General features: G+C 60.5%; 25 protein-coding genes. 23 read left to right on the forward strand and 2 right to left on the reverse strand.

Going from position 1 to position 23,790, the window contains the following annotated elements:
• The first annotated feature begins 50 nt into the window (after positions 1-50).
• The 19 genes from fabD to araH all read left to right on the forward strand — a co-directional run bounded on the left by fabD (position 51) and on the right by araH (position 18,225).
• Positions 51-989 (forward strand): ACP S-malonyltransferase, encoded by a 939-nt coding sequence (gene fabD, locus ABIE16_RS03125; RefSeq protein WP_429520546.1) that lies wholly within the window; start codon positions 51-53, stop codon positions 987-989.
• A gap of 16 nt (positions 990-1,005) precedes the next feature.
• Complete coding sequence (gene fabG / locus ABIE16_RS03130; protein ID WP_090457205.1) at positions 1,006-1,746, forward strand: 3-oxoacyl-ACP reductase FabG; 741 nt, start codon at positions 1,006-1,008, stop codon at positions 1,744-1,746.
• Between the two features lie 196 nt (positions 1,747-1,942).
• The gene (gene acpP / locus ABIE16_RS03135) at positions 1,943-2,179 is read left to right on the forward strand and encodes an acyl carrier protein (protein WP_003175607.1); all 237 of its coding nucleotides are present in this window, start codon (positions 1,943-1,945) and stop codon (positions 2,177-2,179) included.
• A gap of 109 nt (positions 2,180-2,288) precedes the next feature.
• The gene (gene fabF / locus ABIE16_RS03140) at positions 2,289-3,533 is read left to right on the forward strand and encodes a beta-ketoacyl-ACP synthase II (RefSeq protein WP_429520547.1); all 1,245 of its coding nucleotides are present in this window, start codon (positions 2,289-2,291) and stop codon (positions 3,531-3,533) included.
• A complete protein-coding gene (gene pabC, locus ABIE16_RS03145; RefSeq protein ID WP_429520548.1) occupies positions 3,533-4,348 on the forward strand; it encodes an aminodeoxychorismate lyase in 816 nt (271 codons plus the stop codon). Before fabF ends, pabC begins: the two co-directional genes overlap by 1 nt.
• Positions 4,349-4,351: 3 nt before the next feature.
• Positions 4,352-5,584, forward strand: a complete 1,233-nt coding sequence (mltG, locus tag ABIE16_RS03150; protein ID WP_429520549.1) for an endolytic transglycosylase MltG — start codon at positions 4,352-4,354, stop codon at positions 5,582-5,584.
• 19 nt (positions 5,585-5,603) lie between these two features.
• On the forward strand, positions 5,604-6,236 hold the full coding sequence (tmk, locus tag ABIE16_RS03155; RefSeq protein ID WP_057713719.1) for a dTMP kinase: 633 nt from the start codon (positions 5,604-5,606) through the stop codon (positions 6,234-6,236).
• Positions 6,229-7,215 (forward strand): DNA polymerase III subunit delta', encoded by a 987-nt coding sequence (locus tag ABIE16_RS03160; RefSeq protein ID WP_429520550.1) that lies wholly within the window; start codon positions 6,229-6,231, stop codon positions 7,213-7,215. The genes tmk and ABIE16_RS03160 overlap by 8 nt, the downstream gene beginning before the upstream one ends.
• Before the next feature lie 67 nt (positions 7,216-7,282).
• The gene (locus ABIE16_RS03165; RefSeq protein WP_429520551.1) at positions 7,283-8,068 is read left to right on the forward strand and encodes a TatD family hydrolase; all 786 of its coding nucleotides are present in this window, start codon (positions 7,283-7,285) and stop codon (positions 8,066-8,068) included.
• Between the two features lie 342 nt (positions 8,069-8,410).
• Positions 8,411-9,049, forward strand: coding sequence for a TetR/AcrR family transcriptional regulator (locus tag ABIE16_RS03170; RefSeq protein WP_007977040.1), 639 nt, complete (start codon positions 8,411-8,413; stop codon positions 9,047-9,049).
• Positions 9,050-9,186: 137 nt separating this feature from the next.
• Complete coding sequence (locus ABIE16_RS03175) at positions 9,187-10,155, forward strand: GTP 3',8-cyclase MoaA (protein WP_090457196.1); 969 nt, start codon at positions 9,187-9,189, stop codon at positions 10,153-10,155.
• Between the two features lie 168 nt (positions 10,156-10,323).
• On the forward strand, positions 10,324-10,932 hold the full coding sequence (locus tag ABIE16_RS03180) for a DUF4823 domain-containing protein (RefSeq protein ID WP_057713723.1): 609 nt from the start codon (positions 10,324-10,326) through the stop codon (positions 10,930-10,932).
• A 16-nt stretch (positions 10,933-10,948) separates the two neighbouring features.
• Positions 10,949-11,509: a DUF1285 domain-containing protein gene (locus tag ABIE16_RS03185; protein WP_090457194.1), complete on the forward strand. Its 561-nt coding sequence runs from the start codon at positions 10,949-10,951 to the stop codon at positions 11,507-11,509.
• 168 nt (positions 11,510-11,677) lie between these two features.
• Positions 11,678-12,394 carry a FadR/GntR family transcriptional regulator gene (locus ABIE16_RS03190; RefSeq protein WP_057713725.1) on the forward strand — a complete coding sequence of 239 codons (717 nt, stop codon included), beginning with the start codon at positions 11,678-11,680 and terminating at the stop codon, positions 12,392-12,394.
• Between the two features lie 127 nt (positions 12,395-12,521).
• Entirely contained in the window at positions 12,522-13,397 is an 876-nt protein-coding gene (locus tag ABIE16_RS03195) for an SMP-30/gluconolactonase/LRE family protein (RefSeq protein ID WP_429520552.1), read from the forward strand.
• Between the two features lie 272 nt (positions 13,398-13,669).
• On the forward strand, positions 13,670-14,488 hold the full coding sequence (locus ABIE16_RS03200) for an SDR family oxidoreductase (RefSeq protein WP_340313674.1): 819 nt from the start codon (positions 13,670-13,672) through the stop codon (positions 14,486-14,488).
• Positions 14,489-14,630: 142 nt separating this feature from the next.
• Positions 14,631-15,635 carry a substrate-binding domain-containing protein gene (locus ABIE16_RS03205; RefSeq protein WP_429520553.1) on the forward strand — a complete coding sequence of 335 codons (1,005 nt, stop codon included), beginning with the start codon at positions 14,631-14,633 and terminating at the stop codon, positions 15,633-15,635.
• Between the two features lie 64 nt (positions 15,636-15,699).
• Positions 15,700-17,244, forward strand: a complete 1,545-nt coding sequence (araG, locus tag ABIE16_RS03210; protein ID WP_429520554.1) for an L-arabinose ABC transporter ATP-binding protein AraG — start codon at positions 15,700-15,702, stop codon at positions 17,242-17,244.
• A gap of 12 nt (positions 17,245-17,256) precedes the next feature.
• Positions 17,257-18,225, forward strand: coding sequence for an L-arabinose ABC transporter permease AraH (gene araH / locus ABIE16_RS03215; RefSeq protein WP_090457976.1), 969 nt, complete (start codon positions 17,257-17,259; stop codon positions 18,223-18,225).
• A 51-nt stretch (positions 18,226-18,276) separates the two neighbouring features.
• On the opposite strand, the gene ABIE16_RS03220 is transcribed toward araH, so the two are convergent.
• Both ABIE16_RS03220 and ABIE16_RS03225 read right to left on the reverse strand, forming a co-directional pair.
• Complete coding sequence (locus ABIE16_RS03220) at positions 18,277-18,600, reverse strand: hypothetical protein (RefSeq protein WP_218494413.1); 324 nt, start codon at positions 18,598-18,600, stop codon at positions 18,277-18,279.
• An 81-nt stretch (positions 18,601-18,681) separates the two neighbouring features.
• Positions 18,682-19,887, reverse strand: coding sequence for an MFS transporter (locus ABIE16_RS03225; protein ID WP_429520555.1), 1,206 nt, complete (start codon positions 19,885-19,887; stop codon positions 18,682-18,684).
• Positions 19,888-20,176: 289 nt separating this feature from the next.
• Here ABIE16_RS03225 and ABIE16_RS03230 point away from each other — a divergent pair, with 289 nt between their 5' ends.
• The 4 genes from ABIE16_RS03230 to dgoD all read left to right on the forward strand — a co-directional run bounded on the left by ABIE16_RS03230 (position 20,177) and on the right by dgoD (position 23,634).
• On the forward strand, positions 20,177-20,659 hold the full coding sequence (locus ABIE16_RS03230; protein ID WP_057713732.1) for a GNAT family N-acetyltransferase: 483 nt from the start codon (positions 20,177-20,179) through the stop codon (positions 20,657-20,659).
• Between the two features lie 145 nt (positions 20,660-20,804).
• Positions 20,805-21,797, forward strand: coding sequence for a 2-dehydro-3-deoxygalactonokinase (locus tag ABIE16_RS03235; RefSeq protein ID WP_429520556.1), 993 nt, complete (start codon positions 20,805-20,807; stop codon positions 21,795-21,797).
• A gap of 19 nt (positions 21,798-21,816) precedes the next feature.
• Positions 21,817-22,437, forward strand: coding sequence for a 2-dehydro-3-deoxy-6-phosphogalactonate aldolase (locus tag ABIE16_RS03240; RefSeq protein WP_429520557.1), 621 nt, complete (start codon positions 21,817-21,819; stop codon positions 22,435-22,437).
• A gap of 48 nt (positions 22,438-22,485) precedes the next feature.
• Positions 22,486-23,634, forward strand: a complete 1,149-nt coding sequence (gene dgoD, locus ABIE16_RS03245; protein WP_008047041.1) for a galactonate dehydratase — start codon at positions 22,486-22,488, stop codon at positions 23,632-23,634.
• Positions 23,635-23,790: the final 156 nt, after the last annotated feature.

The raw sequence follows: 23,790 nt of genomic DNA on the forward strand, positions 1-23,790 counted from the left end.
CAAAGCGGGGCGCCAACTCTCCGACGACAAGATCATTAGGGGCTTGTTACATGTCTGCTTCCCTCGCATTCGTCTTTCCAGGACAGGGTTCGCAGTCCCTCGGCATGCTGGCCGAGCTGGGCGCGCAACATCCGGTTGTCCTTGAAACATTCAAAGAAGCTTCCGATTCACTGGGTTACGACCTGTGGGCACTGACCCAGCAAGGGCCGGAAGAGCAACTCAATCAAACCGATAAAACCCAGCCAGCCATTCTGACCGCCTCTATCGCCCTGTGGCGTTTGTGGCTGGCCGAAGGTGGTGCGCGCCCGGCTTACGTTGCCGGGCACAGCCTGGGTGAATACAGCGCGCTGGTCGCGGCAGGCAGTGTGAGCCTGGGCGATGCGGTGAAGCTCGTCGAGCGTCGTGGCCAGCTGATGCAGGAAGCCGTTCCGGCCGGGCAGGGCGGCATGGCCGCCATCCTGGGTCTGGACGATGCCGACGTACTGGCAGCCTGTGCCGAAGCGGCGCAAGGCGAAGTGGTCAGCGCGGTCAATTTCAACTCGCCGGGCCAGGTGGTCATCGCCGGTGCCAAGGCTGCCGTCGAGCGCGCCATCGAAGGCTGCAAGGCGCGTGGCGCCAAGCGTGCCATGCCGTTGCCGGTCAGCGTGCCGTCGCACTGCGAACTGATGCGCCCGGCTGCCGAGCGTTTCGCCGAATCGATCGCGGCGATCGACTGGCAGGCACCGCAGATTCCCGTGGTGCAGAACGTCAGTGCCCAGGTGCCGGCCGATCTGGAAATCCTCAAGCGCGATCTGCTCGAGCAACTGTACAAGCCAGTACGCTGGGTTGAATCGGTCCAGGCACTGGCCGCCAAGGGCGCGACCAACCTGGTCGAGTGTGGCCCGGGTAAAGTGCTGGCCGGTCTGAACAAGCGTTGCGCCGAAGGCGTGTCGACATCCAACCTCAATACCCCAGACGCTTTCGCTGCCGCCCGTGCAGCGTTGGCCTGAATCAGGAGAAGCTTGCATGAGTCTGCAAGGTAAAGTTGCACTGGTCACCGGTGCCAGCCGTGGCATCGGCCAGGCTATCGCCCTGGAACTGGGTCGTCAGGGCGCCATCGTTGTTGGTACCGCGACCTCCGCGTCGGGTGCTGAGCGCATTGCCGCGACCCTGAAGGAAAACGGTATTCAGGGCACTGGCCTGGAACTCAATGTCACCAGCGACGAGTCCGTGGCAAGTGTTCTGGCGAGCATTCAGGAGCAGTTCGGTGCGCCGGCGATTCTGGTCAATAATGCCGGTATCACCCGCGATAACCTGATGATGCGCATGAAAGACGACGAGTGGCACGACGTTGTCGATACCAATCTGAACAGTCTGTTCCGCCTGTCCAAGGGCGTTTTGCGCGGCATGACCAAAGCTCGTTGGGGCCGAATTATCAGTATTGGCTCGGTTGTGGGTGCCATGGGCAACGCAGGCCAAGTAAACTACGCTGCCGCCAAGGCCGGTCTGGAAGGTTTCAGCCGTGCTCTGGCGCGCGAAGTCGGTTCGCGTTCGATTACGGTAAACTCGGTGGCTCCTGGGTTCATCGATACCGATATGACCCGTGAACTGCCCGAGGCACAGCGTGAAGCCTTGCAGTCGCAGATTCCGCTGGGTCGTCTGGGGCAGGCTCAAGAGATCGCGTCCGTGGTCGCTTTTCTTGCGTCGGACGGTGCGGCTTACGTTACCGGAGCTACAATCCCGGTGAACGGCGGGATGTACATGTAATTCAAATGTGACGGATTGCTTCAAAAAAATGTCATACGAGCTGTCTAAAATCCGTTATAAAGCTGCAATCTATTTATAGGCAGAGGGTCACCGGGTTCGAGGAGTGAAGCTTTCAGTTGAAAAGCTGAAAAGCCTTTCTATACACTTACCCACTGGCCAGCTGCCTGAATTTGTCCATTAGGAGTGAAAACAAGGTATGAGCACCATCGAAGAGCGCGTCAAGAAAATCGTTGCTGAGCAACTGGGCGTTAAAGAAGAAGAAGTGGTCAACACTGCTTCCTTCGTTGAAGACCTGGGTGCCGACTCCCTTGACACCGTTGAGCTGGTGATGGCTCTGGAAGAGGAATTCGAGACCGAAATCCCTGACGAAGAAGCCGAGAAGATCACTACTGTACAAGCTGCAATCGACTACGTTACTAGCCACCAGGCGTAATAGTTTGTAATCGTTGCTCGCTGTCATGGAAAAACCGCACTGCCATCATGGCGTGCGGTTTTTTCTTTAGGCCTGATGCAAAGTCGTCATTTGAAAAAAGGAGAGTGCTGTGTCGCGTAGACGCGTCGTAGTCACCGGTATGGGTATGTTGTCGCCACTGGGCACGGATGTGCCGAGCAGCTGGCAGGGCATTCTGGCTGGCCGCAGTGGCATTGGTCTGATCGAACACACCGACCTTTCTGCCTATTCCACCCGTTTTGGCGGCTCGGTAAAGGACTTCAATGTCGAGGAATACCTGTCGGTCAAGGAAGCCCGCAAGCTCGACCTGTTCATTCAATACGGTCTGGCCGCAGGTTTTCAGGCGGTACGCAATGCCGGTCTGGAAGTCACTGACGCCAACCGTGAGCGTATCGGCGTGGCCATGGGCTCGGGTATTGGCGGTCTGACCAATATCGAAGAAACCGCCCGCACGCTGCACGAGACCGGCCCACGACGGATCTCTCCGTTCTTCGTGCCAGGCTCGATCATCAATATGATTTCCGGTTTCCTGTCCATCCACCTCGGTGCACAGGGACCCAACTACGCCATCGCCACGGCCTGTACCACCGGTACACACTGCATTGGCATGGCGGCCCGCAACATCATGTACGACGAAGCTGACGTGATGATTGCCGGCGGCGCCGAGATGGCGGCCTGCGGTCTGGGCATGGGCGGCTTCGGTGCTTCCCGCGCGCTGTCGACCCGCAACGACGAGCCGACCCGCGCCAGCCGTCCATGGGACAAGGGCCGCGATGGCTTCGTATTGTCCAATGGTGCCGGTGCGCTGGTACTGGAAGAACTCGAGCACGCCAAGGCGCGTGGCGCGACCATCTACGCCGAGCTGATCGGCTTCGGCACCAGTGGCGATGCCTACCACATGACCTCGCCGCCAGCCGATGGTGCAGGTGCTGCGCGCTGCATCACCAATGCGCTGCGCGATGCCAAAGTCAATGGCGATCAAGTGCAGTACATCAACGCCCACGGCACCTCGACTCCTGCAGGCGACCTGGCCGAAGTCAATGCGATCAAGTCGGTATTCGGCGAGCACGCCTACAAGCTGGCCGTCAGTTCCACCAAGTCCATGACCGGTCACCTGCTGGGTGCGGCGGGCGCGGTCGAGGCGATCTTCAGCGTGCTGGCAATCAACAGCCAGGTAGCGCCGCCGACCATCAACCTCGATGAGCCGGACGAAGGCTGCGATCTCGATTTTGTGCCGCACACGGCGCGCAACATGGATATCGATGTGGTCGTTTCCAACTCCTTCGGTTTTGGCGGCACCAACGGTTCGCTGGTGTTCCGTCGGTTCGCAGGCTGATGGACAGCTGGGTCGACGGTCAGCCGGCTGACGCTTTGTCGCTGAAGGATCGCGGCCTGGCTTATGGCGATGGTCTGTTCGAGACCATCGCCGTGCGCAGCGGTCAGCCCGTGTTGCTGGACCGGCATCTGTCGCGTCTGGCGGACGGCTGTTCGCGCCTGGCGATAACGGCCGAGCAGGAGCTGATCCGCAACGAACTGCTGGCCTACGCCGCGGCACTGGGTGACGGGGTGCTCAAGCTCATTCTCACCCGTGGCGACGGTCTGCGCGGTTATGCCCCCGATCCTTCGGCCCAGGCCCGACGTATTGTGCAAGGCAGTCCACCTGCGGCTTACCCTGCCACGCATGGTGAACAGGGTGTTCGTTTGTTTCCTTGCGCCACGCGATTGTCCAGGCAGCCATTACTGGCCGGCCTCAAACACCTCAATCGTCTTGAACAAGTCCTCGCCCGTGCCGAATGGCAGGACACCGAGCATGCCGAAGGCTTGATGCTCGATCAGGCCGGGCGCGTAATTGAGGGTGTGTTCAGCAACTTGTTCCTGGTGCGTGATGGCGTGCTCATCACCGCTGACCTCAAGCGCTGCGGCGTGGCAGGCGTGATGCGCGCAGAAATATTGTTTCAGGCCAAGTCGCTGGGAATCCCCACGCAAATCACCGATATCCCCCTCGAACAGCTGCAATGGGCTGACGAAGTCTTTGTCTGCAACAGCGTGTATGGTGTCTGGCCGGTGCGCGCCTATGCTGCTCTTCACTGGCCGGTTGGGCCGCTCACCCGTAAACTCCAAACCATTGCCCGTGTGCTACTGGATGCTTGATACGTGAGACGTAAACTCTTGCTGCTGCTGGAAACCGGTGTGGTTCTGGCGGGGCTGCTGATGGGTGCTTCAGCCTGGAAGATTCATTCGGCGCTGGTACAGCCGCTGAACATTACCCAGGAACAATTGCTGGATGTGCCCAAGGGCACCACGCCGACCCGCACCCTCTACCGACTCGAAGCCAACGGCGTCATCAAGGACGCATTCTGGCTGCGGGTGTATTGGCGCTTCAACCTCGCCAGACAACCCCTGCACAGCGGTGAATACCGCATTCAGCCCGGCATGACCGTCGAAGGCCTGATCGACCTGTGGAAACGCGGGGAAATGGTTCAGTACAGCCTGACCCTGGTCGAAGGCTGGAGTTTCCGTCAGGTCCGCGCAGCGCTGGCCAGGGAAGAGAAGCTCGAACATAGCCTCGACGGTTTGAGCGATAGCCAGGTCATGGACAAGCTCGGCCACACCGGGATTTTTCCGGAAGGGCGCTTCTTCCCTGACACTTATCGCTACGTGCGGGGCATGTCCGATGTCGAGGTGCTGAAAACCGCTTACGACCGCCTCGATGAAGTGCTCGCCAAGGAGTGGGAGAAGCGCGCTGCAGATACACCGTACACCGAACCCTACCAGGCGCTGATCATGGCTTCGCTGGTGGAAAAGGAAACCGGCGTACCGCAGGAGCGCGGGCAGATTGCCGGCGTGTTTGTGCGGCGCATGGCGATGGGCATGCTGCTGCAGACCGACCCGACGGTGATCTACGGCCTCGGCGACCGCTACAGCGGCAAGCTGACCCGGGCTCACCTAAGGGAATCGACGCCGTATAACACTTACATGAATGCGGGATTGCCGCCGACGCCGATTTCGATGGTCGGTCGCGAAGCCATCCATGCGGCACTCAATCCGGTGGACGGCAACAGCCTTTACTTCGTGGCGCGTGGCGATGGCACCCATGTGTTCTCCGATGACCTGGATGCCCACAACAATGCCGTGAAGGAGTTCCAGATCAAGCGCCGCGCCGATTACCGCTCCAGCCCGGCTCCCGCTACTGCGCCCGAGATGCCGCCAATCCAGGCTGAGCAAAACGGTATGCAGGAGGCCAAGTCTTCGCAGGAGCAGGCGCCGATCCCGGCCGCTTCACCGAACACGGCTCCCGAGGGGCTGCCGCAAGTACCGGCGCAAGATCCTGCGCCAGCCCCTGAAACGCCCGAACCCGATGCAAGCGCACCGAAAAGCCCGCAATGACTCTGATTAAGGACTGCCTGTGACTGGCTTGTTTATTACTCTGGAAGGCCCGGAAGGCGCCGGCAAGAGCACCAATCGCGAATACCTGGCCGAGCGCCTGCGCGCCGCCGGCATCGAGGTGGTGCTGACCCGCGAGCCGGGTGGCACGCCGTTGGCCGAGCGCATTCGTGAAGTGCTGCTGGCCCCGGTCGATGAAGTCATGAACCCGGATACCGAGTTGCTGTTGGTGTTCGCGGCGCGTGCCCAGCATCTGGCCGAGGTGATTCGCCCGGCGCTGGCCCGCGGTGCCGTGGTCTTGTGTGATCGTTTTACCGACTCGACATACGCCTATCAAGGCGGCGGTCGCGGCTTGTCGCTGGAGCGCATCGCGACCCTGGAAACCTTCGTCCAGGGCGATCTGCGCCCGGACCTCACTCTGATTTTCGATCTGCCTGTCGAGGTCGGCCTGGCCCGCGCCAGCGCTCGTGGTCGTCTGGATCGCTTCGAGCTCGAAGGCCGGACCTTTTTCGACGCGGTACGCAGTGCCTTCCTCAAGCGGGCCAAGGCGGATCCGGCGCGTTATGTGCTGGTCGATGCTGCCCAGCCGTTGGCACAGGTTCAGCAATCGCTGGATGCCTTGCTGCCGCGCCTGCTGGAGTTGAGCCGTGGCTGAGGCCTATCCGTGGCAGGAAAACCTCTGGCAGCAACTGGCCGGTCGCACCCAGCATGCGCACGCCTACCTGCTGCATGGCCCTGCCGGAATCGGCAAGCGGGCACTGGCCGAGCGCTTGATGGCCAGCTTGCTGTGCCAGCGCCCGAACGCGCTGCAAGCCTGCGGCGAATGCAAATCCTGCCTGCTGCTCAGGGCTGGCAGCCATCCGGATAACTACATCCTGGAGCCGGAAGAAGCCGACAAGGCGATCAAGGTCGACCAGGTTCGCGACCTGGTCGGTTTCGTGGTGCAGACCGCACAGTTGGGCGGGCGCAAAGTGGTGCTGATCGAGCCGGCCGAGTCGATGAACATCAACGCCGCCAACGCCTTGCTCAAAAGCCTTGAAGAACCGTCCGGCGATACCGTTCTGTTGCTGGTCAGCCATCAGCCGAGCCGCTTGTTGCCAACCATCAAGAGTCGCTGCGTGCAGCAGGCCTGTCCGCTGCCGGGCGAGGCCATGAGCTTGAAGTGGTTGGCCCAGGCGTTGCCGGAATCCTCCGAAGATGAGCGCGTCGAACTGCTGACGCTGGCCGCCGGTTCGCCGCTGGCGGCGGTCAATCTCCAGGCCCAGGGCGTGCGTGAACAGCGCACGCAAGTGGTGGAAGGGGTGAAAAAACTCCTCAAGCAACAGCAGTCGCCGACGCAACTGGCCGAAGAATGGAAAAACATTCCGATGTTGCGCCTGTTCGATTGGTTCTGCGATTGGTCGAGCCTGATCCTGCGCTATCAATTGACTCAGGATGAAGCCGGCCTCGGCCTGACCGACATGCGCAAGGTCGTGCAATACCTGGCGCAGAAAAGCGCCCAGGGCAAAGTCCTCGATATTCAGGACTGGATCCTCGCCCAGCGGCAGAAAGTTCTGAGCAAGGCCAACCTCAACCCCGCCTTGTTGCTGGAAGCATTGCTGGTGCAATGGGCGTCGTTGCCTGCCCAACGATGACTGTCTGCGCCTAGACTCTGAGTATCAGAACATCCGACCGTCCCACCCATACAAGTTGCAGCCTTTTATGCTCGTAGATTCCCATTGTCACCTTGATCGCCTTGACCTGACCGCCCACGAGGGCTCCCTGGATGCTGCCCTGGAGGCTGCCCGGCAGCGTGGGGTAGGGCACTTTCTGTGTATCGGTGTCAGCGCGGACAACGCGGCCGACGTCAAGGCCCTGGCCGAACGTTATGACGATGTCGACTGCTCGGTGGGCGTGCACCCTCTGGATGTGCAGCCGGGGGGCGCGCCGGCGCTGGACTGGCTGTTGCAGGAGCTCAATCACCCGCGGGTGGTGGCGATTGGCGAAACCGGCCTCGATTACCACTACGAGCCTGAAGCGGCAGAGTTGCAGCAGGAATCGTTCCGCCTGCACCTGCAAGCGGCGCAGCAGACCGGCAAACCGGTAATCATCCATACCCGCGGCGCCCGCACCGATACCCTGGACTTGCTGCGGGACGCGGCGCTGCCCCAGGCAGGCGTGTTGCATTGCTTCACCGAAGACTGGGAGATGGCGAAGGCTGCGCTGGACATGGGCTATTACATTTCCCTGTCCGGGATTGTCACTTTCCGCAATGCCGATGCGTTGCGCGATGTGGCCAGCAAGGTGCCTGCCGACCGGTTGTTGGTGGAAACCGACTCGCCGTACCTGGCGCCGATTCCGTATCGTGGCAAACCAAACCTGCCGCAGTACGTGCGTGAAGTTGCGGAATTTCTGGCAATGTTGCGTGGTGAGCCCTACGAGCGGTTTGCCGAGCAAACCACGGCGAATTTCAAGCGACTGTTCCCGCTGGCACACGTAAAAGGTTAAATCGCAGGCAAAAAAAACCCGGGTTCTGGGGGGTGAATCCGGGTTAAGACCATTAGGAGTAAAACAATGGCACGCGGTCCGTTGGTACCAATATCGGCGTGACACTTGGGGGAGATGCCCCGCCGACAGTTCAAGTATTGATCAGGATTGCGCCTCGTCCAGTTTACCGGTCCGGGTTTTTAAACAAATTTGGAATACGTGCGCTTCGGAAGAGTTCTCATCACCCTGTAAACGTACGCGGAATGACCAGAAAGCGCAGATATGGTCGGATGATCCGTGCATTTTTGCGTAAGTTAGGCATAATACGCGGCTTCGAATTTTGACCCCGACAGACCTTTTCTTATGCATAAAGAACCTCGTAAGGTCCGTGAATTCCGTCGCCGCGAGCAGGAAATTCTCGATACCGCGCTCAAGCTGTTCCTCGAACAAGGTGAAGACAGTGTCACCGTCGAGATGATTGCTGATGCCGTCGGTATCGGCAAAGGCACGATCTACAAGCACTTCAAATCCAAGGCGGAAATCTATCTGCGCCTGATGCTCGACTACGAGCGCGATTTGAACGCTCTGCTGCATTCGGCCGATGTCGACAAGGACAAGGAAGCCCTGTCCCGGGCCTACTTCGAATTCCGCATGCGCGATCCCCAACGCTATCGCCTGTTCGACCGCCTCGAAGAGAAAGTGGTCAAGGGCAACCAGGTGCCGGAGATGATCGAGGAGCTGCACAAGATCCGTGCCTCGAATTTCGAACGCCTGACCTTGCTGATCAAGGGCCGGATCAGCGAAGGCAAGCTGGAAGACGTGCCACCTTACTTCCACTACTGCGCGTCCTGGGCGCTGGTGCACGGTGCCGTCGCGCTGTATCACTCGCCGTTCTGGAGCAATGTGCTGGAAGATCAGGAAGGTTTCTTCCAGTTCCTGATGGACATCGGCGTGCGCATGGGCAACAAGCGCAAGCGTGACACCGACACTTCCGGCAGCTGAGCCATTCAGTTGCCTTATTGCGCCATGATTTCGCTACATGGCGCAGTAGCGCAGGAATATACTCAGGTAGAGGACTTGCTAAAACTTGATTTCTGAGTCAAGTTTTAGCGGCCCGATATTCTTCCGCCGGAGTGACCATGATCGTTGATCGTCAAGGCAGGCGTTTTCGCAACTTGCGAATCAGTCTGACCTCAGCCTGCAATTACGCCTGTACCTACTGCGTGCCCAACGGCAAGCGGCTGGTGGCTGCGCAGGATGAATTGTCGGCCGAAGCCATGGCGCGCGGCGTGGCTTATCTGATTGAAGCGGCGGGCATCGAGCGTCTGCGCATTACCGGCGGCGAGCCGCTGGTCAGCCCGAAACTCGAGGCGTTCATGACGGCGGTCGGGCAGATGGGCCTGGAAGACATCAGCCTGACCACCAATGGCCAGTTGCTGGCGAAGAAACTGCCGCTGCTGGTGAACGCTGGTATCCGGCGCCTCAACGTCTCCCTCGATACTCTCGACGCCAGTGCGTTCCGCAGTATTGCCCGGGGCGGCGACCTGGCCACCGTGCTCGACGGCATGAGCGAGGCCAGTGCGGCCGGCATGAAGATCAAGGTCAACATGGTGCCGCTGCGCGGACAGAACCTCGATCAAGTGATGCCGCTGCTCGACTACTGCCTGGAGCGCGGTTATGAACTGCGCTTCATCGAACTGATGCGCATGGGCCACCTGGCCAACGATTCCAATGCCTTTCTGCAGCAGTTCGTCAGTCTCCAGCAATTGCTGAGTCTGATCGGCGAACGCTACGAATATCTGCAAGCCGATGCCCCGGTCGATGCGACGGCCGTTCGATATGAAATTCCCGGCCAGGGTTATTTCGGCGTGATCGCCAACGAGAGCGTGCCTTTCTGCCGTACCTGTTCGCGACTTCGTTTGTCTTCCACCGGGTGGCTGCATGGCTGCCTGTCGTCGAGCAATCGCCATTACATCGGTGATCTGCTGGACAAGCCACGCCATCAGGCCCTGCCGGCCTTGCAGCGGCTGCTGGTGAAAGCCTTGGGTGACAAGCAGGAAGTGGCGTTCTCTGGCGGCGCGACTGTCATGAAGATTATCGGCGGCTGATCTTCCGCAATCGCGAGCAAGCTCGCTCCCACGGGTGATATGCAATCCCCTGTGGGAGCGAGCTTGCTCGCGATTCGGTCTGTCAGATGCTGATGCTAATGAGCTGGCGCGGAAGCTGCATCCTACGGCCATTCGCCGGTTTTCCGACACCGGCCTCTGGAGGATAGGATGCGTAGCCTGGTTTTGCTGCTGGCCGTTTTGGCACTTGGTGGCTGCATGAACGTCAGCGATATGGCCGAAGGGACTCGTTACCATATGAGCGATGCGGGGCTGCTCGATCACAGTGACAGCCGTCGCGTAAACAACCTGCGCATTCAGCCGGACTCGTTCGTCTACATCGCCCAGGGCGCTTTCATGCCGCCGGGCAGCGCCGTTTATCCGCGGCCCAACGTGATTGCCGAAGTCGCGTTCGACGGCTTTGTCGAATATTTCCCGATGGTCCGCCGTGCCCGTACGCCGGAAGGCCTCGACCAGGCCATGGGCGAAGCCCGTGCGGCCGGTGCGCACTATCTGCTCTACACCCGGTTTGCCAAGTCTGACGACCGTATCGGCAACTCGGACGAGTGGCTGGACCAGGAAGCCCTGGATCGTCTCGGCATCGACAGCGGTATGATTCAGATCATGTTGATCGAGACCAGCACCCAGTATTTGATTGATACTGCAACCATCAAGAGTCGTGGCGGTTTACTGACGTTCCACGATAAAAAACCCGAAGACCTGATGGGCCCGCCGCTGGAACAATACGCGCGCAGCCTGCTGGGGCTCAGCGACCAGTAATTTCAAGGAGAACGCCATGAGTGGCCCGCAAAAAGCCAACGACTTGCTGGGGCAAATCCCCAAGACCAAAGGCTTGCCGCCGGTGCACCTGTGGAATCCCGATTTCTGCGGCGACATCGACATGCGCATCGCCCGGGACGGCACCTGGTATTACCTGGGCACGCCGATCGGGCGCAAGCCGATGGTCAAACTGTTCTCCACTATCATTCGCCGCGACGGCGATGATTATTTCCTGATCACACCGGTGGAAAAGGTCGGGATCAAGGTCGACGATGCGCCGTTCGTGGCGATTGCGGTGGACGTGGAAGGCGAGGGCGAGGCGCAGGTGTTGCGCTTTACCACCAACGTCGATGAAACCACCGAGGCCGGCGCCGAGCACCTCCTGCGTGTGGTCATCGACCCGGTAACGCAAGAGCCTGCCCCTTACGTGCATGTGCGCAGCAATCTTGAAGCGTTGATCCATCGCAACGTGTTCTATCAATTGGTGGAGCTGGCGGTGAGTCGCGAGATCGACGGCCAGCGCTGGCTCGGTGTATGGAGTGGCGGCGAGTTCTTCCCCATCGGTCTCGAACCCTGACCCATAACCCTGTGGGAGCGAGCTTGCTCGCGATGAGGGTGCCTGTTACTCCGTCATCGCGAGCAAGCTCGCTCCCACAGGGGATTGCGAACACTCAAAAAATCAAATTGACATCCAATCATATGATGATTAGCGTGGGCCTCCATTGCGAACGGCATTGAGGTGTCCATGTCCAGCAGCTTTCATGCATCGACGGTTGACTGGCTGGGTTGCTGGCTCGCCACGGGGCAGGTCAAGCCAGGTGAGTCACTCAAGGTCGAAGCCGACCTCGGCGAACAACTCGGCGTGAGCCGCACGGTCATCCGTGAAGCCATCAAGACCCTGGTTGCCAAAGGCATGCTTGAGGTCGGGCCGAAAGTCGGCACGCGGGTATTGCCAGTGCGGCGCTGGAACCTCTTCGATCCACAAGTCGTTGGCTGGTTGTCGCGCAGCGGCTTACCGGAAAACTTCGTCGACGATCTGCTCGACCTGCGCCGCACCATCGAACCGATGGCCGTGCGCTGGGCCTGCGAGCGCGCAACCGGCGAACAGGTGAACGAGATCCTGTTGGCCTGCAACGCGCTGGAACGGGCGGTGGACAGCGGCATCGATTACAACCGCGCCGATCAGTTCTTCCACGAGTGCATCCTCGCCGCCAGCCACAATCAATTCATTGAACAAATGGTTCCCGCCCTCGGCGCGTTGCTGGCGGTGGCCTTTGAAGTGTCCGCGGCCGACCCGGATGAACTGCGTCGCACCCTGCCGATTCACCGGGACCTGGCCGAGGCTATCGCGGCCCGGGATACCGCCCGGGGTGTCTGGGCCTGTATGACCCTGATCGATAACGCGGACCTTGCGATCAAGCGTTACTACCCGCAAGTCATGGCCGATAAAAAAGCCAGCTGACAGCTCGAACCACTGTAGGAGCGAGCTTGCTCGCGATGGTGTATCAGCTACCACCAGGTTGACTGGCACACCTTCGCGAGCAAGCTGGCTCCTACACAATAAAAACAAGAACAACGCAGGAGGTTTCATGGCGTGGACTGCGGTGACCGAGCATCGGGCACGACTGGGCGAAGGCCCGTTCTGGGATGCGCCCACCCAAGCCCTGTACTGGGTGGATATCGCCGGTAAGCAGGCGTTGCGGTTGATCGGCGCCAACGTGCAGATCTGGCAGATGCCGGAGCACGTGTCGGCGTTCATTCCCTGCGAAAGCGGCGATGCACTGGTGGCATTGAGCAGCGGCGTGTATCGGCTCGATCTCGATTCACCGGGCCTGGCGCCGCGCCTGACACTGTTTTGCGTTGCCGATCCGCAACCGGGCAACCGCCCCAATGAAGCCCGTTGCGACGCCCAAGGCCGGCTCTGGCTCGGCACCATGCAAAACAACATCGGCGCAAACGGCGAAGACCTGCCCATCGTCCACCGTTCCGGTGGACTGTTCCGCATCGATCGCGCCGGGCGGGTTGCGCCGTTGCTGCGCAATCTGGGCATTCCCAACACGCTGCTGTGGAGCGATGACGCCACCACCGTGTATTTCGGCGACAGCCTCGACGGCACCTTGTATCGACATTTCATCCGTACCGACGGAACCCTTGATGCGCCGCAGGTCTGGTTTGGTCCGCACGAGCGTGGCGGCCCGGATGGTTCAGCGATGGATGCCGAAGGTTTTATCTGGAATGCCCGTTGGGACGGCAGCTGCCTGCTCAGGTTGAGCCCGGACGGCAAAGTCGATCGGATCATCGAACTGCCGGTCAGTCGTCCCACCAGTTGCGTGTTCGGCGGTTCAGACCTCAAAACCCTGTACATCACCAGCGCGGCCAGTCCGCTGGGCCATCCGTTGGATGGGGCTGTGTTGTCGATCACAGTGGATGTGCCTGGAAAACATTGTACGCGCTTTGCTGGATGAATCCCAAAATATGGGATGCAAATATATATATTGAGATTTGTCGCAGGCCGGGTTTATAGTCGGCCTCACCAGTTACATGCACTCACACTTAAAAAAACAAAACAGGTGAAGTGATGCAGCGAAGTTCCCCCGTGCTCCCTTGCGGAGCCTGTGCCTCAGAACGTTTCCAGGCTGAAACGTTTCGCGCTCACCTGTTTCCTACCCAGCGCCTTTTGACCGGACATCGACAGATGCCCGGTTTTCGTCGTGTTTTCGAACAGGAGTCTTGATTCATGGCTGAACCACTGTCATTGCCACCGGTGCCCGAACCGCCCAAGGGCGAACGCCTGAAAAACAAGGTCGTATTGCTGACCGGTGCCGCCCAGGGTATTGGCGAAGCGATTGTGGCGACCTTCGCGTCCCAGCAGGCCAGGCTGATCATCAGCGACATTCAGGGCGAGAAAGTCGAGAAGGTCGCGGCGCATTGGCGAGACCAGGGCGCCGATGTGGTGGCGATCAAGGCCGACGTGTCGCGTCAGCAGGACCTGCACGCCATGGCCCGGCTGGCGATCGACCTGCACGGCCGGATCGATGTGCTGGTCAACTGCGCCGGGGTCAACGTATTCCGCGATCCGCTGGAAATGACCGAGGAAGACTGGCGTCGCTGCTTTGCCATCGACCTCGATGGTGCCTGGTACGGTTGCAAGGCAGTGCTGCCGCAGATGATCGAGCAGGGCGTCGGCAGCATCATCAATATCGCGTCCACCCATTCCACCCACATCATTCCTGGCTGCTTCCCGTACCCGGTGGCCAAGCATGGCCTGCTCGGTCTGACCCGCGCGCTGGGCATCGAATATGCGCCCAAGGGTGTGCGCGTCAACGCGATTGCGCCGGGCTACATCGAAACCCAGTTGAACGTCGATTACTGGAACGGTTTTGCCGACCCCCACGCCGAACGCCAGCGCGCGTTTGACCTGCACCCGCCGCGCCGTATCGGGCAGCCGATCGAAGTGGCAATGACCGCCGTGTTCCTGGCCAGTGATGAAGCGCCGTTCATCAATGCCTCGTGCATCACCATCGATGGTGGTCGCTCGGTGATGTACCACGACTGAGTGATCGGGCTTTCCGGCGCCTTGCTACGCCTGAAATCCAATCATCATACGATATGACTATTGGCAGTATGTTTTTACCGCCCGTTGGTTAACAAAGAACGCTTTCAACGAGTGCTCAAGAAAAATAACAAGGAGTCAGCTTATGAATCGTCGTCATGCTATCCGTTCCCTGTGCTGTGCCGCGTTGGCGGTCTCGGCGTTCAGCCTGAGCAACACGCTGCTGGCAGCCGAGGAAGTGAAGATCGGTTTCCTGGTCAAGCAGGCCGAAGAGCCCTGGTTCCAGACCGAGTGGGCCTTTGCCGAAAAGGCCGCGAAAGAGAAGGGCTTCACCCTGATCAAGATCGCCGTGCCCGACGGTGAGAAAACCCTTTCTGCCATCGACAGCCTCGCGGCCAACGGCGCCAAGGGGTTCGTGATCTGCCCGCCGGACGTGTCCCTCGGCCCGGCGATCATGGCCAAGGCCAAACTCAACGGGTTGAAAGTGATCGCCGTCGATGACCGTTTCGTCGATGCCAGCGGCAAGTTCATGGAAGACGTGCCGTACCTCGGCATGGCCGCTTTCGAAGTCGGCCAGAAACAAGGCAATGCCATGGCGACCGAAGCGAAGAAACGCGGCTGGGACTGGAAAGACACCTATGCGGTGATCAACACCTACAACGAACTCGACACCGGCAAGAAGCGCACCGACGGTTCGGTGAAAGCGCTGCAGGATGCCGGCATGCCCAAAGACCACATCCTGTTCGCGGCCCTCAAGACCCTCGACGTGCCGGGCAGCATGGACGCCACCAACTCGGCCCTGGTGAAACTGCCGGGGGCGGCGAAAAACCTGATCATCGGCGGCATGAACGACAACACCGTGCTCGGCGGGGTGCGCGCCACCGAGAGCGCCGGTTTCGCCGCGGCCAACGTGATCGGCATCGGCATCAACGGCACCGACGCCATCGGCGAGCTGAAGAAACCCGACAGCGGCTTCTACGGCTCGATGCTGCCGAGCCCGCACATTGAGGGCTACAACACCGCCAGCATGATGTACGAGTGGGTCACCACCGGCAAAGAACCGGCGAAGTACACCGCCATGGATGACGTGACGCTGATCACCCGCGACAACTTCAAGCAGGAACTGGAAAAGATCGGCCTGTGGAACTGACGGCCGTTTGACTTCAGCGGCGGCCTCGGCGGCGGGGTCGCCTGATCGGTGTGAAGAGGTGGTTATGCACGCGCAAACAATCCAACACGAACACAGCCTTACCGGCAGCTTGCGCTTCAACGGGATCGGCAAGACCTTTCCCGGGGTGAAGGCGCTGGACAACATCAGCTTCGTCGCCCATCCGGGGCAGGTTCACGCCTTGATGGGCGAGAACGGCGCCGGCAAGTCGACGCTGCTGAAAATTCTAGGTGGGGCCTATACGCCTTGCAGCGGTGCCTTGCAAATCGGCGAGCGGACGATGGACTTCAAGTCCACCGCCGACAGCATCGGCAGTGGCGTCGCGGTGATCCATCAGGAGCTGCATCTGGTGCCGGAAATGACCGTGGCCGAGAACCTGTTTCTCGGGCATCTGCCAGCCAGTTTCGGCCTGATCAATCGCAGCACCCTGCGCCAGCAGGCACTGGCCTGCCTCAAAGGCCTGGCCGATGAAATCGACCCGCAGGAGAAAGTCGGGCGCCTGTCTCTCGGCCAGCGGCAACTGGTGGAAATCGCCAAAGCTTTGTCCCGTGGCGCCCACGTGATTGCCTTCGACGAACCCACCAGCAGCCTTTCGGCAAGGGAGATCGACCGCTTGATGGCAATCATCGGCCGGCTGCGGGACGAAGGCAAAGTGGTGCTCTATGTCTCCCATCGCATGGAAGAAGTGTTCCGCATCTGCAACGCGGTGACGGTGTTCAAGGACGGGCGCTACGTGCGCACGTTCGATGACATGAGCCAACTGACCCACGATCAACTGGTCACCTGCATGGTCGGGCGCGACATCCAGGACATCTACGATTACCGCCCGCGCCAGCGCGGCGCGGTGGCACTCAATGTCGACGGACTGCTCGGGCCGGGGTTGCGCGAGCCAGTGAGTTTCGAGGTGCACAAAGGCGAAATCCTCGGGCTGTTCGGGCTGGTTGGGGCCGGTCGCACCGAGCTGTTGCGCCTGCTCAGTGGCCTAGCGCGCAACAGCGCCGGACAGCTGAAACTTCGAGGCCATGAACTGAAGCTGCGTTCACCCCGGGACGCGATTGCCGCCGGGATCCTGTTGTGCCCCGAGGACCGCAAGAAGGAAGGCATCCTGCCGCTGGCAAGCGTCGCGGAGAACATCAACATCAGCGCCCGAGGCGCCCACTCCACCTTCGGTTGCCTGTTGCGTGGCCTGTGGGAGAAGGACAACGCCGAGCAGCAGATCAAGGCGCTGAAAGTGAAGACGCCCAATGCGGCGCAGAAAATCATGTACCTGTCCGGTGGCAATCAGCAGAAGGCCATTCTCGGTCGCTGGCTGTCGATGCCGATGAAAGTGCTGCTGCTCGACGAACCCACACGCGGCATCGACATCGGTGCCAAGGCCGAGATCTACCAGATCATCCATAACCTGGCAGCCGAGGGGATCGCGGTGATTGTGGTGTCCAGCGACTTGATGGAAGTCATGGGCATTTCCGACCGCATCCTGGTGCTGTGCGAAGGCGCCCTGCGTGGCGAGCTGAGCCGCGAACAGGCCAACGAATCCAACCTGCTGCAACTGGCTTTGCCGCGCCAACGCGCCGACGGCGTGGCGAACTGAGAGGTGACTATGATGACAACCCAAAACAACACCCTGCCGACCACGCGCAAACCGCTGGACCTGCGGCGCTTCCTTGATGACTGGGTGATGCTGCTGGCGGCGGTCGGCATCTTTGTCGCCTGCACTTTGCTGATCGACAACTTCCTTTCACCGCTGAACATGCGTGGCCTGGGCCTGGCGATTTCCACCACCGGAATTGCTGCCTGCACCATGTTGTATTGTCTGGCGTCCGGGCATTTCGACTTGTCGGTGGGCTCGGTGATTGCCTGTGCCGGGGTGGTCGCGGCGGTGGTGATGCGCGACACCGACAGCGTGTTTCTCGGTGTCTGTGCCGCGCTGGTGATGGGCCTGATCGTCGGGTTGATCAACGGGATAGTGATCGCCAAGCTGCGGGTCAATGCGCTGATCACCACGCTGGCGACCATGCAGATCGTGCGCGGCCTGGCCTACATCTTTGCCAACGGCAAAGCGGTGGGGGTGTCCCAGGAATCGTTCTTTGTGTTCGGTAACGGCCAGATGTTTGGCGTGCCGGTACCGATCCTGATCACCATCGTCTGCTTCCTGTTCTTCGGCTGGCTGCTGAACTACACCACCTACGGGCGCAACACCATGGCCATCGGCGGCAACCAGGAAGCGGCACTGCTGGCCGGTGTGAATGTCGACCGGACCAAGATCATCATCTTCGCCGTGCACGGTGTGATCGGCGCGTTGGCCGGGGTGATCCTGGCCTCGCGCATGACCTCCGGCCAGCCAATGATCGGCCAGGGTTTCGAATTGACGGTGATCTCGGCCTGCGTGCTGGGCGGGGTGTCGTTGAGTGGCGGGATCGGGATGATCCGGCACGTGATCGCCGGGGTGTTGATTCTGGCGATCATCGAAAATGCGATGAACCTGAAGAACATCGATACGTTTTATCAGTATGTGATCCGGGGTTCGATTTTGCTTCTGGCCGTCGTGATTGACCGCCTGAAACAGCGCTGATACCCCATTACACCTGTGTGCGAGCTTGCTCGCGATGACGGACTGGCTTCATTACTGGCTCAAATGGCTTTCCTCGTCCTCGGTGGTGCTTGAACCGAGGCCACCACTGCCGGGTGTTTTTTTGTCCGGCAGATTCGTCCCGCCCTGACGTCCCGCGTCGTTGCCTTGAATCCGCGGGTCGGTGCCGGTGGCGGGCGGCAGGTTTTGGTCGATCGTCGTGCCATCGGTGTTCATGCCGGGGGCACTCTGGATGGCGGGAGCCCTGGGTTTTTCCACCGGATTGGTCGGGCCGGTGCTCGAGCCGATGGTTCCGGCGAAGGAGGCGGCGGATAAAAGGGCAGTGAAAACGAGGGCGGTCAACCTGGACAGGGTCATGGTGGCGTCTCCAGCGAGTAGAGTCCTTACCTGATTAGTCCGCCCTCGATCCGGATGGGTGCATTGTCAGCGACGAACGGCTCAGGCCTCCTCCAGTGCCCTGACCGCTGTGGCTCTACGCCAGATCAAGCGGCCCACGGTGATCAGCCAGTTGAGCGAGGCAACCGCCAACACCGTGAGCAACAGCGTGGGCATGCCTTGCTCGACGATGATTTTCCCTGCCAGCAATGGAAATCCGAACACGCCGATGAAGTACGACAGGCTGAACAGCAGCAAGGATTGTGCGGTGGTGCCGTTCGGCGCTTCATTGGCGGCCAGGCCGTTGATCACCGAGTAGGTCAGGCCGTAACCGATCCCGAGCATCACCGCCGCGAGCACGTAGCTGACGCTGCTGTCGACGACAACACCGAACATCACGATCGATGCCAGCATCAGCCCCGAAAGCAGGCACGATGCACGCAATGGATCGCGCTTGACCACGAAACCGGCAACCAGCATGCGGCCGCTGATCGCCGCGCTCATGAAGCCGAGGAAGAACAGCGAATAGTCGAGCGAGCGCGCTGCGGCATAACTGGTTTGAAAGCTCGACAGACCACCGAACACGCAGCCGCCGAGACCAACCATGATGATCGGGAGAACGGCCCTGGACGACAGCACCTGACCCGCTGCACGCCAGGAAATTCGCGATACGCTGCCAGATTGCGCGGGCGCCGGTTTCAGTTGTCGATCCAGGCGCCAGAACAGCAATACGCCGATCAGGCTGGCCAGCGCCGCCAGGTAAAACGCCGCGGTCACCGGATAACCGAGCGCACTCGCCGCGCGGCCGAGCAACGGGCCGCTGCCGATCCCGGTCATCATGCTGCCGGACAACAGGGCGAAGTATCTGGCGCGCTGCGCGGGTGTCACCAGGCTTGCCACGATGATCGGCCCCAGGGTGTAGAACACGCCCCAGCCCAAGCCCAGCAGCAGGCCGAAAAACAACAACAGGTGACCGAAGCCCGGGGTCAGGGCGAAGCCCAGGCTGGCCGCTACCAGCAATACACCGAACAGCGCCACCGAGCGGGCGGCACCGAGCAGGTCGGACAAATGACCGGAAACAATCACCGCTGCAAAGGTGCTGAGCATCGCCGCCGAAATCACACTTCCGGCGTCGTGTTCGTTACCGCCGCGAGAACCAATCAGCAACGACAGCAGAAACGTCGAGCCGTAGGACAATGACAACAGGTAACTGGCGAGGCAAAAAAGGCCGAATAACTTGCTTGATACAGGAGGTGTTGCGCAAGACATGAGGCGGTTCCTTGGCCGGATAAATGAGCAGCGCATCTATCTAACCACGCAGTGCCTGAATGTTAGGTCCGAGGTTATCGATGCCAGGGTTAGCGCCGGCCGGAGTAAACCCCCTTTGTAGGAGCGAGCTTGCTCGCGATGAGCCCGAGAACACCGCGTGTATCCAGAAAGCACGCGTTATCGTTAACGACCATCGCGAGCGAGCTCCTACAGGTGTTGGGACAGTTCCCTCGCCACAAATACCGCGCCGACTTAGTATGGCGTTTTCCACTTTTGACAAGGCACGTCCATGACGATCGAAATCCGCCCGGCGACCCCCAGTGACGCACCGCAAATCCTCGCGTTCATCACTGAACTGGCCGACTACGAACGTGCCCGCCATGAAGTCATCGCCAGCGTTGCCGATATCGAGCGCAGCCTGTTCAGCGAAGGCGCCACAGCCCATGGCCTGATCTGCCTGCGCGAGGGTGCACCCATCGGTTTCGCGGTGTTCTTCTTCAGCTATTCCACCTGGCTTGGCAGCAACTGCCTGTACCTCGAAGACCTCTACATCACCCCGGAACAACGCGGTGGTGGCGCGGGCAAGACCCTGTTGCGGCATCTGGCGAAAATCGCCTGCGCCAACGACTGCGGCCGTTTCGAGTGGAGCGTGCTGGAGTGGAATACGCCGGCCATCGATTTCTACAAATCCCTGGGCGCGCAGCCGCAGGAGGAGTGGGTGCGCTATCGGATGGATGGGGCGGTGTTGCGGGATTTTGCAGCGGGTAACTGATCGCTTCTAAAAGATCGCAGCCTTCGGGCTGCGATTTTTTTGTCTTGCCTCATAATATGGGATTGATATTTATATATTGAGATTTGTCCCGTCACAGGTTTATAGTCCCGCTCACTCACTGCCAAAAACCAAAACAGGTGAAGCGATGCAGGCGCAATTGATCGCGCTCGACTGGGGGACAACCTCATTACGTGCTTACAAACTGGCCGAAGGTGGGCAAGTGCTCGAACAGCGCTCGCTGTCGTCGGGGATCATGCAGCTGCCGAAAGCGCCGCGAATCATTGGCGGCCGGGAATGCGCCGATGGTTTCGAACTGGCCTTCGATGAGGCTTGCGGCGACTGGCTCGACGCCCAGCCGGATTTGCCGGTGATTGCCTGCGGCATGGTCGGTAGCGCCCAGGGTTGGAGCGAAGCGGCCTACCGCGACACGCCGGCGAACGTCGCCACGCTCGGTACGTCCTTGCAAACCGTGCGCAGCCGGCGCGGCGTCGATGTGCACATCGTGCCCGGCGTCATCGAGCGTTCGCCTTTGCCGAACGTGATGCGCGGCGAAGAAACCCAGGTACTCGGCGTGCTGCAAAACCTGACGAGCGAGGCGGGCGCTGATCTGCTGATCGGCCTGCCGGGCAGCCATTCGAAATGGGTGGAAGTGGCCGACGGCTGCATCGTGCACTTCGACACTTTCATGACCGGCGAAGTCTTCGCTGTGCTCAGTCAACACAGCATTCTCGGACGCACCCAACAATGTGGCGCGTCTTTCGATGGCGATGCGTTTGATCGCGGCGTGAAGGTCGCGTTGTCGGCGCACGGTGAAATCGGTCCGCTATCGACGATGTTCAGCGCCCGCAGTCTCGGGCTGACCGGCGAGTTGAGTGCAATCGCCCAGGCGGACTATCTGTCCGGCCTGCTGATCGGCCACGAGTTGACGGCCGTGGCCAATGTCCAGCGGCGCCGACGCAACAGTGTGCATCTGCCTTCGATCATCCTCATCGGCAACACCCAACTCTGTGCCCGCTACAGCCGTGCGCTCGACGCCTGCGGTTTTGCCCGGGTGACTCTGGCCGATCAGGCCACCGAACGCGGGTTGTGGCAACTGGCGCTGGCTGCCGGCCTGGTCACGTGCACCGCATCCCGTTAAACCTGACTGGAGTCCTGACATGCTCAAACAAGCCCTGGCGCAAAACGGCCTGATCGCGATCCTGCGTGGCCTGCGCCCGCAGGAAGCGGCGGCCGTCGGCGAAGTCCTGTACGCCGCCGGATTTCGCGTCATCGAAGTGCCGCTCAATTCCTCTGAACCGTACGAAAGTATCCGCATCCTGCGCAGTACCTTGCCCGCCGATTGCCTGATCGGTGCCGGTACGGTGTTGACGCCGGAGCAGGTCGAGCAAGTGAAAGCCGCGGGCGGCCAGGTGATCGTCATGCCCCATAGCGATCCGAAGGTCTTGCGCGCGGCGAAAGCGGCAGGGTTGTACCTGTCGCCGGGTGTCGCCACGCCGACCGAAGCCTTCACGGCACTGGCTGAAGGCGCGGATGTGCTGAAGCTGTTTCCGGCCGAGCAGATGGGGCCGGCAGTCGTCAAAGCCTGGCTCGCCGTATTGCCTGCCGGAACCCTGCTGGCGCCGGTTGGCGGGATCACGCCAGACAACATGCAGTCGTTCATCGACGCCGGCGTCAAAGGTTTCGGCCTCGGTTCCGGCCTGTTCAAACCGGGCATGACGCCTACGCAAGTGGCGGCCAATGCCGAGGCCTACGTCGCTGCCTGGAAAGCCCTTCGCTAAGACTTCATTGAGCGCCGAGCGCGCTGCATCTAATAAGAGAGCCAAAAGATGAAAATCACCAAACTGACCACCTTCATCGTTCCGCCGCGCTGGTGCTTCCTCAAAGTCGAAACCGACGAGGGCGTCACCGGTTGGGGTGAGCCCGTGGTCGAAGGCCGCGCCCACACCGTTGCCGCTGCCGTTGAAGAATTGTCCGACTACCTGATCGGTAAAGACCCACGCAACATCGAAGACATCTGGACCGTGCTCTATCGCGGCGGCTTCTACCGTGGCGGCGCGATCCACATGAGCGCTCTGGCCGGTATCGATCAGGCCTTGTGGGACATCAAGGGCAAGGCGCTGGGCGTGTCGGTCAGCGATCTGCTGGGTGGCCAGGTGCGGGACAAGATTCGTGTGTACTCGTGGATCGGCGGTGACCGTCCAGCGGACACCGCGCGTGCGGCGAAAGAAGCGGTCGAGCGTGGTTTTACCGCGGTGAAAATGAACGGCACCGAAGAGCTGCAATTCCTCGATACCTTCGACAAGGTCGACCAGGCCCTGGCCAACGTCGCTGCCGTGCGCGATGCCGTCGGCCCGAACGTCGGCATAGGCGTCGACTTCCATGGCCGGGTGCACAAGCCCATGGCCAAGGTGCTGATGAAGGAGCTTGATCCGTACAAGCTGATGTTCATCGAAGAGCCGGTGCTGAGCGAAAACTACGAAGCGCTCAAAGAGTTGGCGCCGCTGACCAGTACGCCGATTGCCCTGGGCGAACGGCTGTTCTCGCGCTGGGATTTCAAGCGCGTGCTCAGCGAAGGTTATGTCGACATCATCCAGCCGGATGCCTCCCACGCCGGTGGCATCACCGAAACCCGCAAGATCGCCAACATGGCCGAAGCCTACGACGTGGCGCTGGCGCTGCATTGCCCGTTGGGCCCGATTGCCCTGGCGGCGTGCCTGCAACTGGACGCGGCTTGCTATAACGCGTTCATCCAGGAACAGAGCCTGGGCATCCATTACAACGAGAGCAACGACCTGCTCGACTACGTCAAAGACCCAAGGGTGTTCGACTACGACAAAGGCTTCGTGAAAATCCCGAACGGCCCGGGCCTGGGCATCGAGATCAACGAGGAATACGTGATCGAACGCGCCGCCATCGGCCACCGCTGGCGCAACCCGATCTGGCGCCATGCCGATGGCAGTTTTGCCGAGTGGTGAGTGATCTCTGATCCACCACCTATCCCCTGTAGGAGCGAGCCTGCTCGCGATGGTGTGTCAGTCGACATCAATGCTGAATGACACACCGCTATCGCGAGCAGGCTCGCTCCTACAAGGGGTCTGCGCGAAGTTTCAAATCGACCTCAATAACCATAA

The sequence above is a fragment of the Pseudomonas sp. 2725 genome (assembly GCF_050434585.1).
Taxonomy (GTDB): Bacteria; Pseudomonadota; Gammaproteobacteria; order Pseudomonadales; family Pseudomonadaceae; genus Aquipseudomonas; species Aquipseudomonas jessenii.

Bases quoted from the DNA above. Each gene is read 5' to 3' on its own strand.
- fabD (WP_429520546.1), top strand. From the start codon at position 51: ATGTCTGCTTCCCTCGCATTCGTCTTTCCAGGACAGGGTTCGCAGTCC.
- fabG (WP_090457205.1), top strand. From the start codon at position 1,006: ATGAGTCTGCAAGGTAAAGTTGCACTGGTCACCGGTGCCAGCCGTGGC.
- acpP (WP_003175607.1), top strand. From the start codon at position 1,943: ATGAGCACCATCGAAGAGCGCGTCAAGAAAATCGTTGCTGAGCAACTG.
- pabC (WP_429520548.1), top strand. From the start codon at position 3,533: ATGGACAGCTGGGTCGACGGTCAGCCGGCTGACGCTTTGTCGCTGAAG.
- ABIE16_RS03165 (WP_429520551.1), top strand. From the start codon at position 7,283: ATGCTCGTAGATTCCCATTGTCACCTTGATCGCCTTGACCTGACCGCC.
- ABIE16_RS03170 (WP_007977040.1), top strand. From the start codon at position 8,411: ATGCATAAAGAACCTCGTAAGGTCCGTGAATTCCGTCGCCGCGAGCAG.
- ABIE16_RS03175 (WP_090457196.1), top strand. From the start codon at position 9,187: ATGATCGTTGATCGTCAAGGCAGGCGTTTTCGCAACTTGCGAATCAGT.
- ABIE16_RS03180 (WP_057713723.1), top strand. From the start codon at position 10,324: ATGCGTAGCCTGGTTTTGCTGCTGGCCGTTTTGGCACTTGGTGGCTGC.
- ABIE16_RS03185 (WP_090457194.1), top strand. From the start codon at position 10,949: ATGAGTGGCCCGCAAAAAGCCAACGACTTGCTGGGGCAAATCCCCAAG.
- ABIE16_RS03190 (WP_057713725.1), top strand. From the start codon at position 11,678: ATGTCCAGCAGCTTTCATGCATCGACGGTTGACTGGCTGGGTTGCTGG.
- ABIE16_RS03195 (WP_429520552.1), top strand. From the start codon at position 12,522: ATGGCGTGGACTGCGGTGACCGAGCATCGGGCACGACTGGGCGAAGGC.
- ABIE16_RS03200 (WP_340313674.1), top strand. From the start codon at position 13,670: ATGGCTGAACCACTGTCATTGCCACCGGTGCCCGAACCGCCCAAGGGC.
- ABIE16_RS03205 (WP_429520553.1), top strand. From the start codon at position 14,631: ATGAATCGTCGTCATGCTATCCGTTCCCTGTGCTGTGCCGCGTTGGCG.
- araG (WP_429520554.1), top strand. From the start codon at position 15,700: ATGCACGCGCAAACAATCCAACACGAACACAGCCTTACCGGCAGCTTG.
- araH (WP_090457976.1), top strand. From the start codon at position 17,257: ATGACAACCCAAAACAACACCCTGCCGACCACGCGCAAACCGCTGGAC.
- ABIE16_RS03220 (WP_218494413.1), bottom strand. From the start codon at position 18,600: ATGACCCTGTCCAGGTTGACCGCCCTCGTTTTCACTGCCCTTTTATCC.
- ABIE16_RS03225 (WP_429520555.1), bottom strand. From the start codon at position 19,887: ATGTCTTGCGCAACACCTCCTGTATCAAGCAAGTTATTCGGCCTTTTT.
- ABIE16_RS03230 (WP_057713732.1), top strand. From the start codon at position 20,177: ATGACGATCGAAATCCGCCCGGCGACCCCCAGTGACGCACCGCAAATC.
- ABIE16_RS03235 (WP_429520556.1), top strand. From the start codon at position 20,805: ATGCAGGCGCAATTGATCGCGCTCGACTGGGGGACAACCTCATTACGT.
- ABIE16_RS03240 (WP_429520557.1), top strand. From the start codon at position 21,817: ATGCTCAAACAAGCCCTGGCGCAAAACGGCCTGATCGCGATCCTGCGT.
- dgoD (WP_008047041.1), top strand. From the start codon at position 22,486: ATGAAAATCACCAAACTGACCACCTTCATCGTTCCGCCGCGCTGGTGC.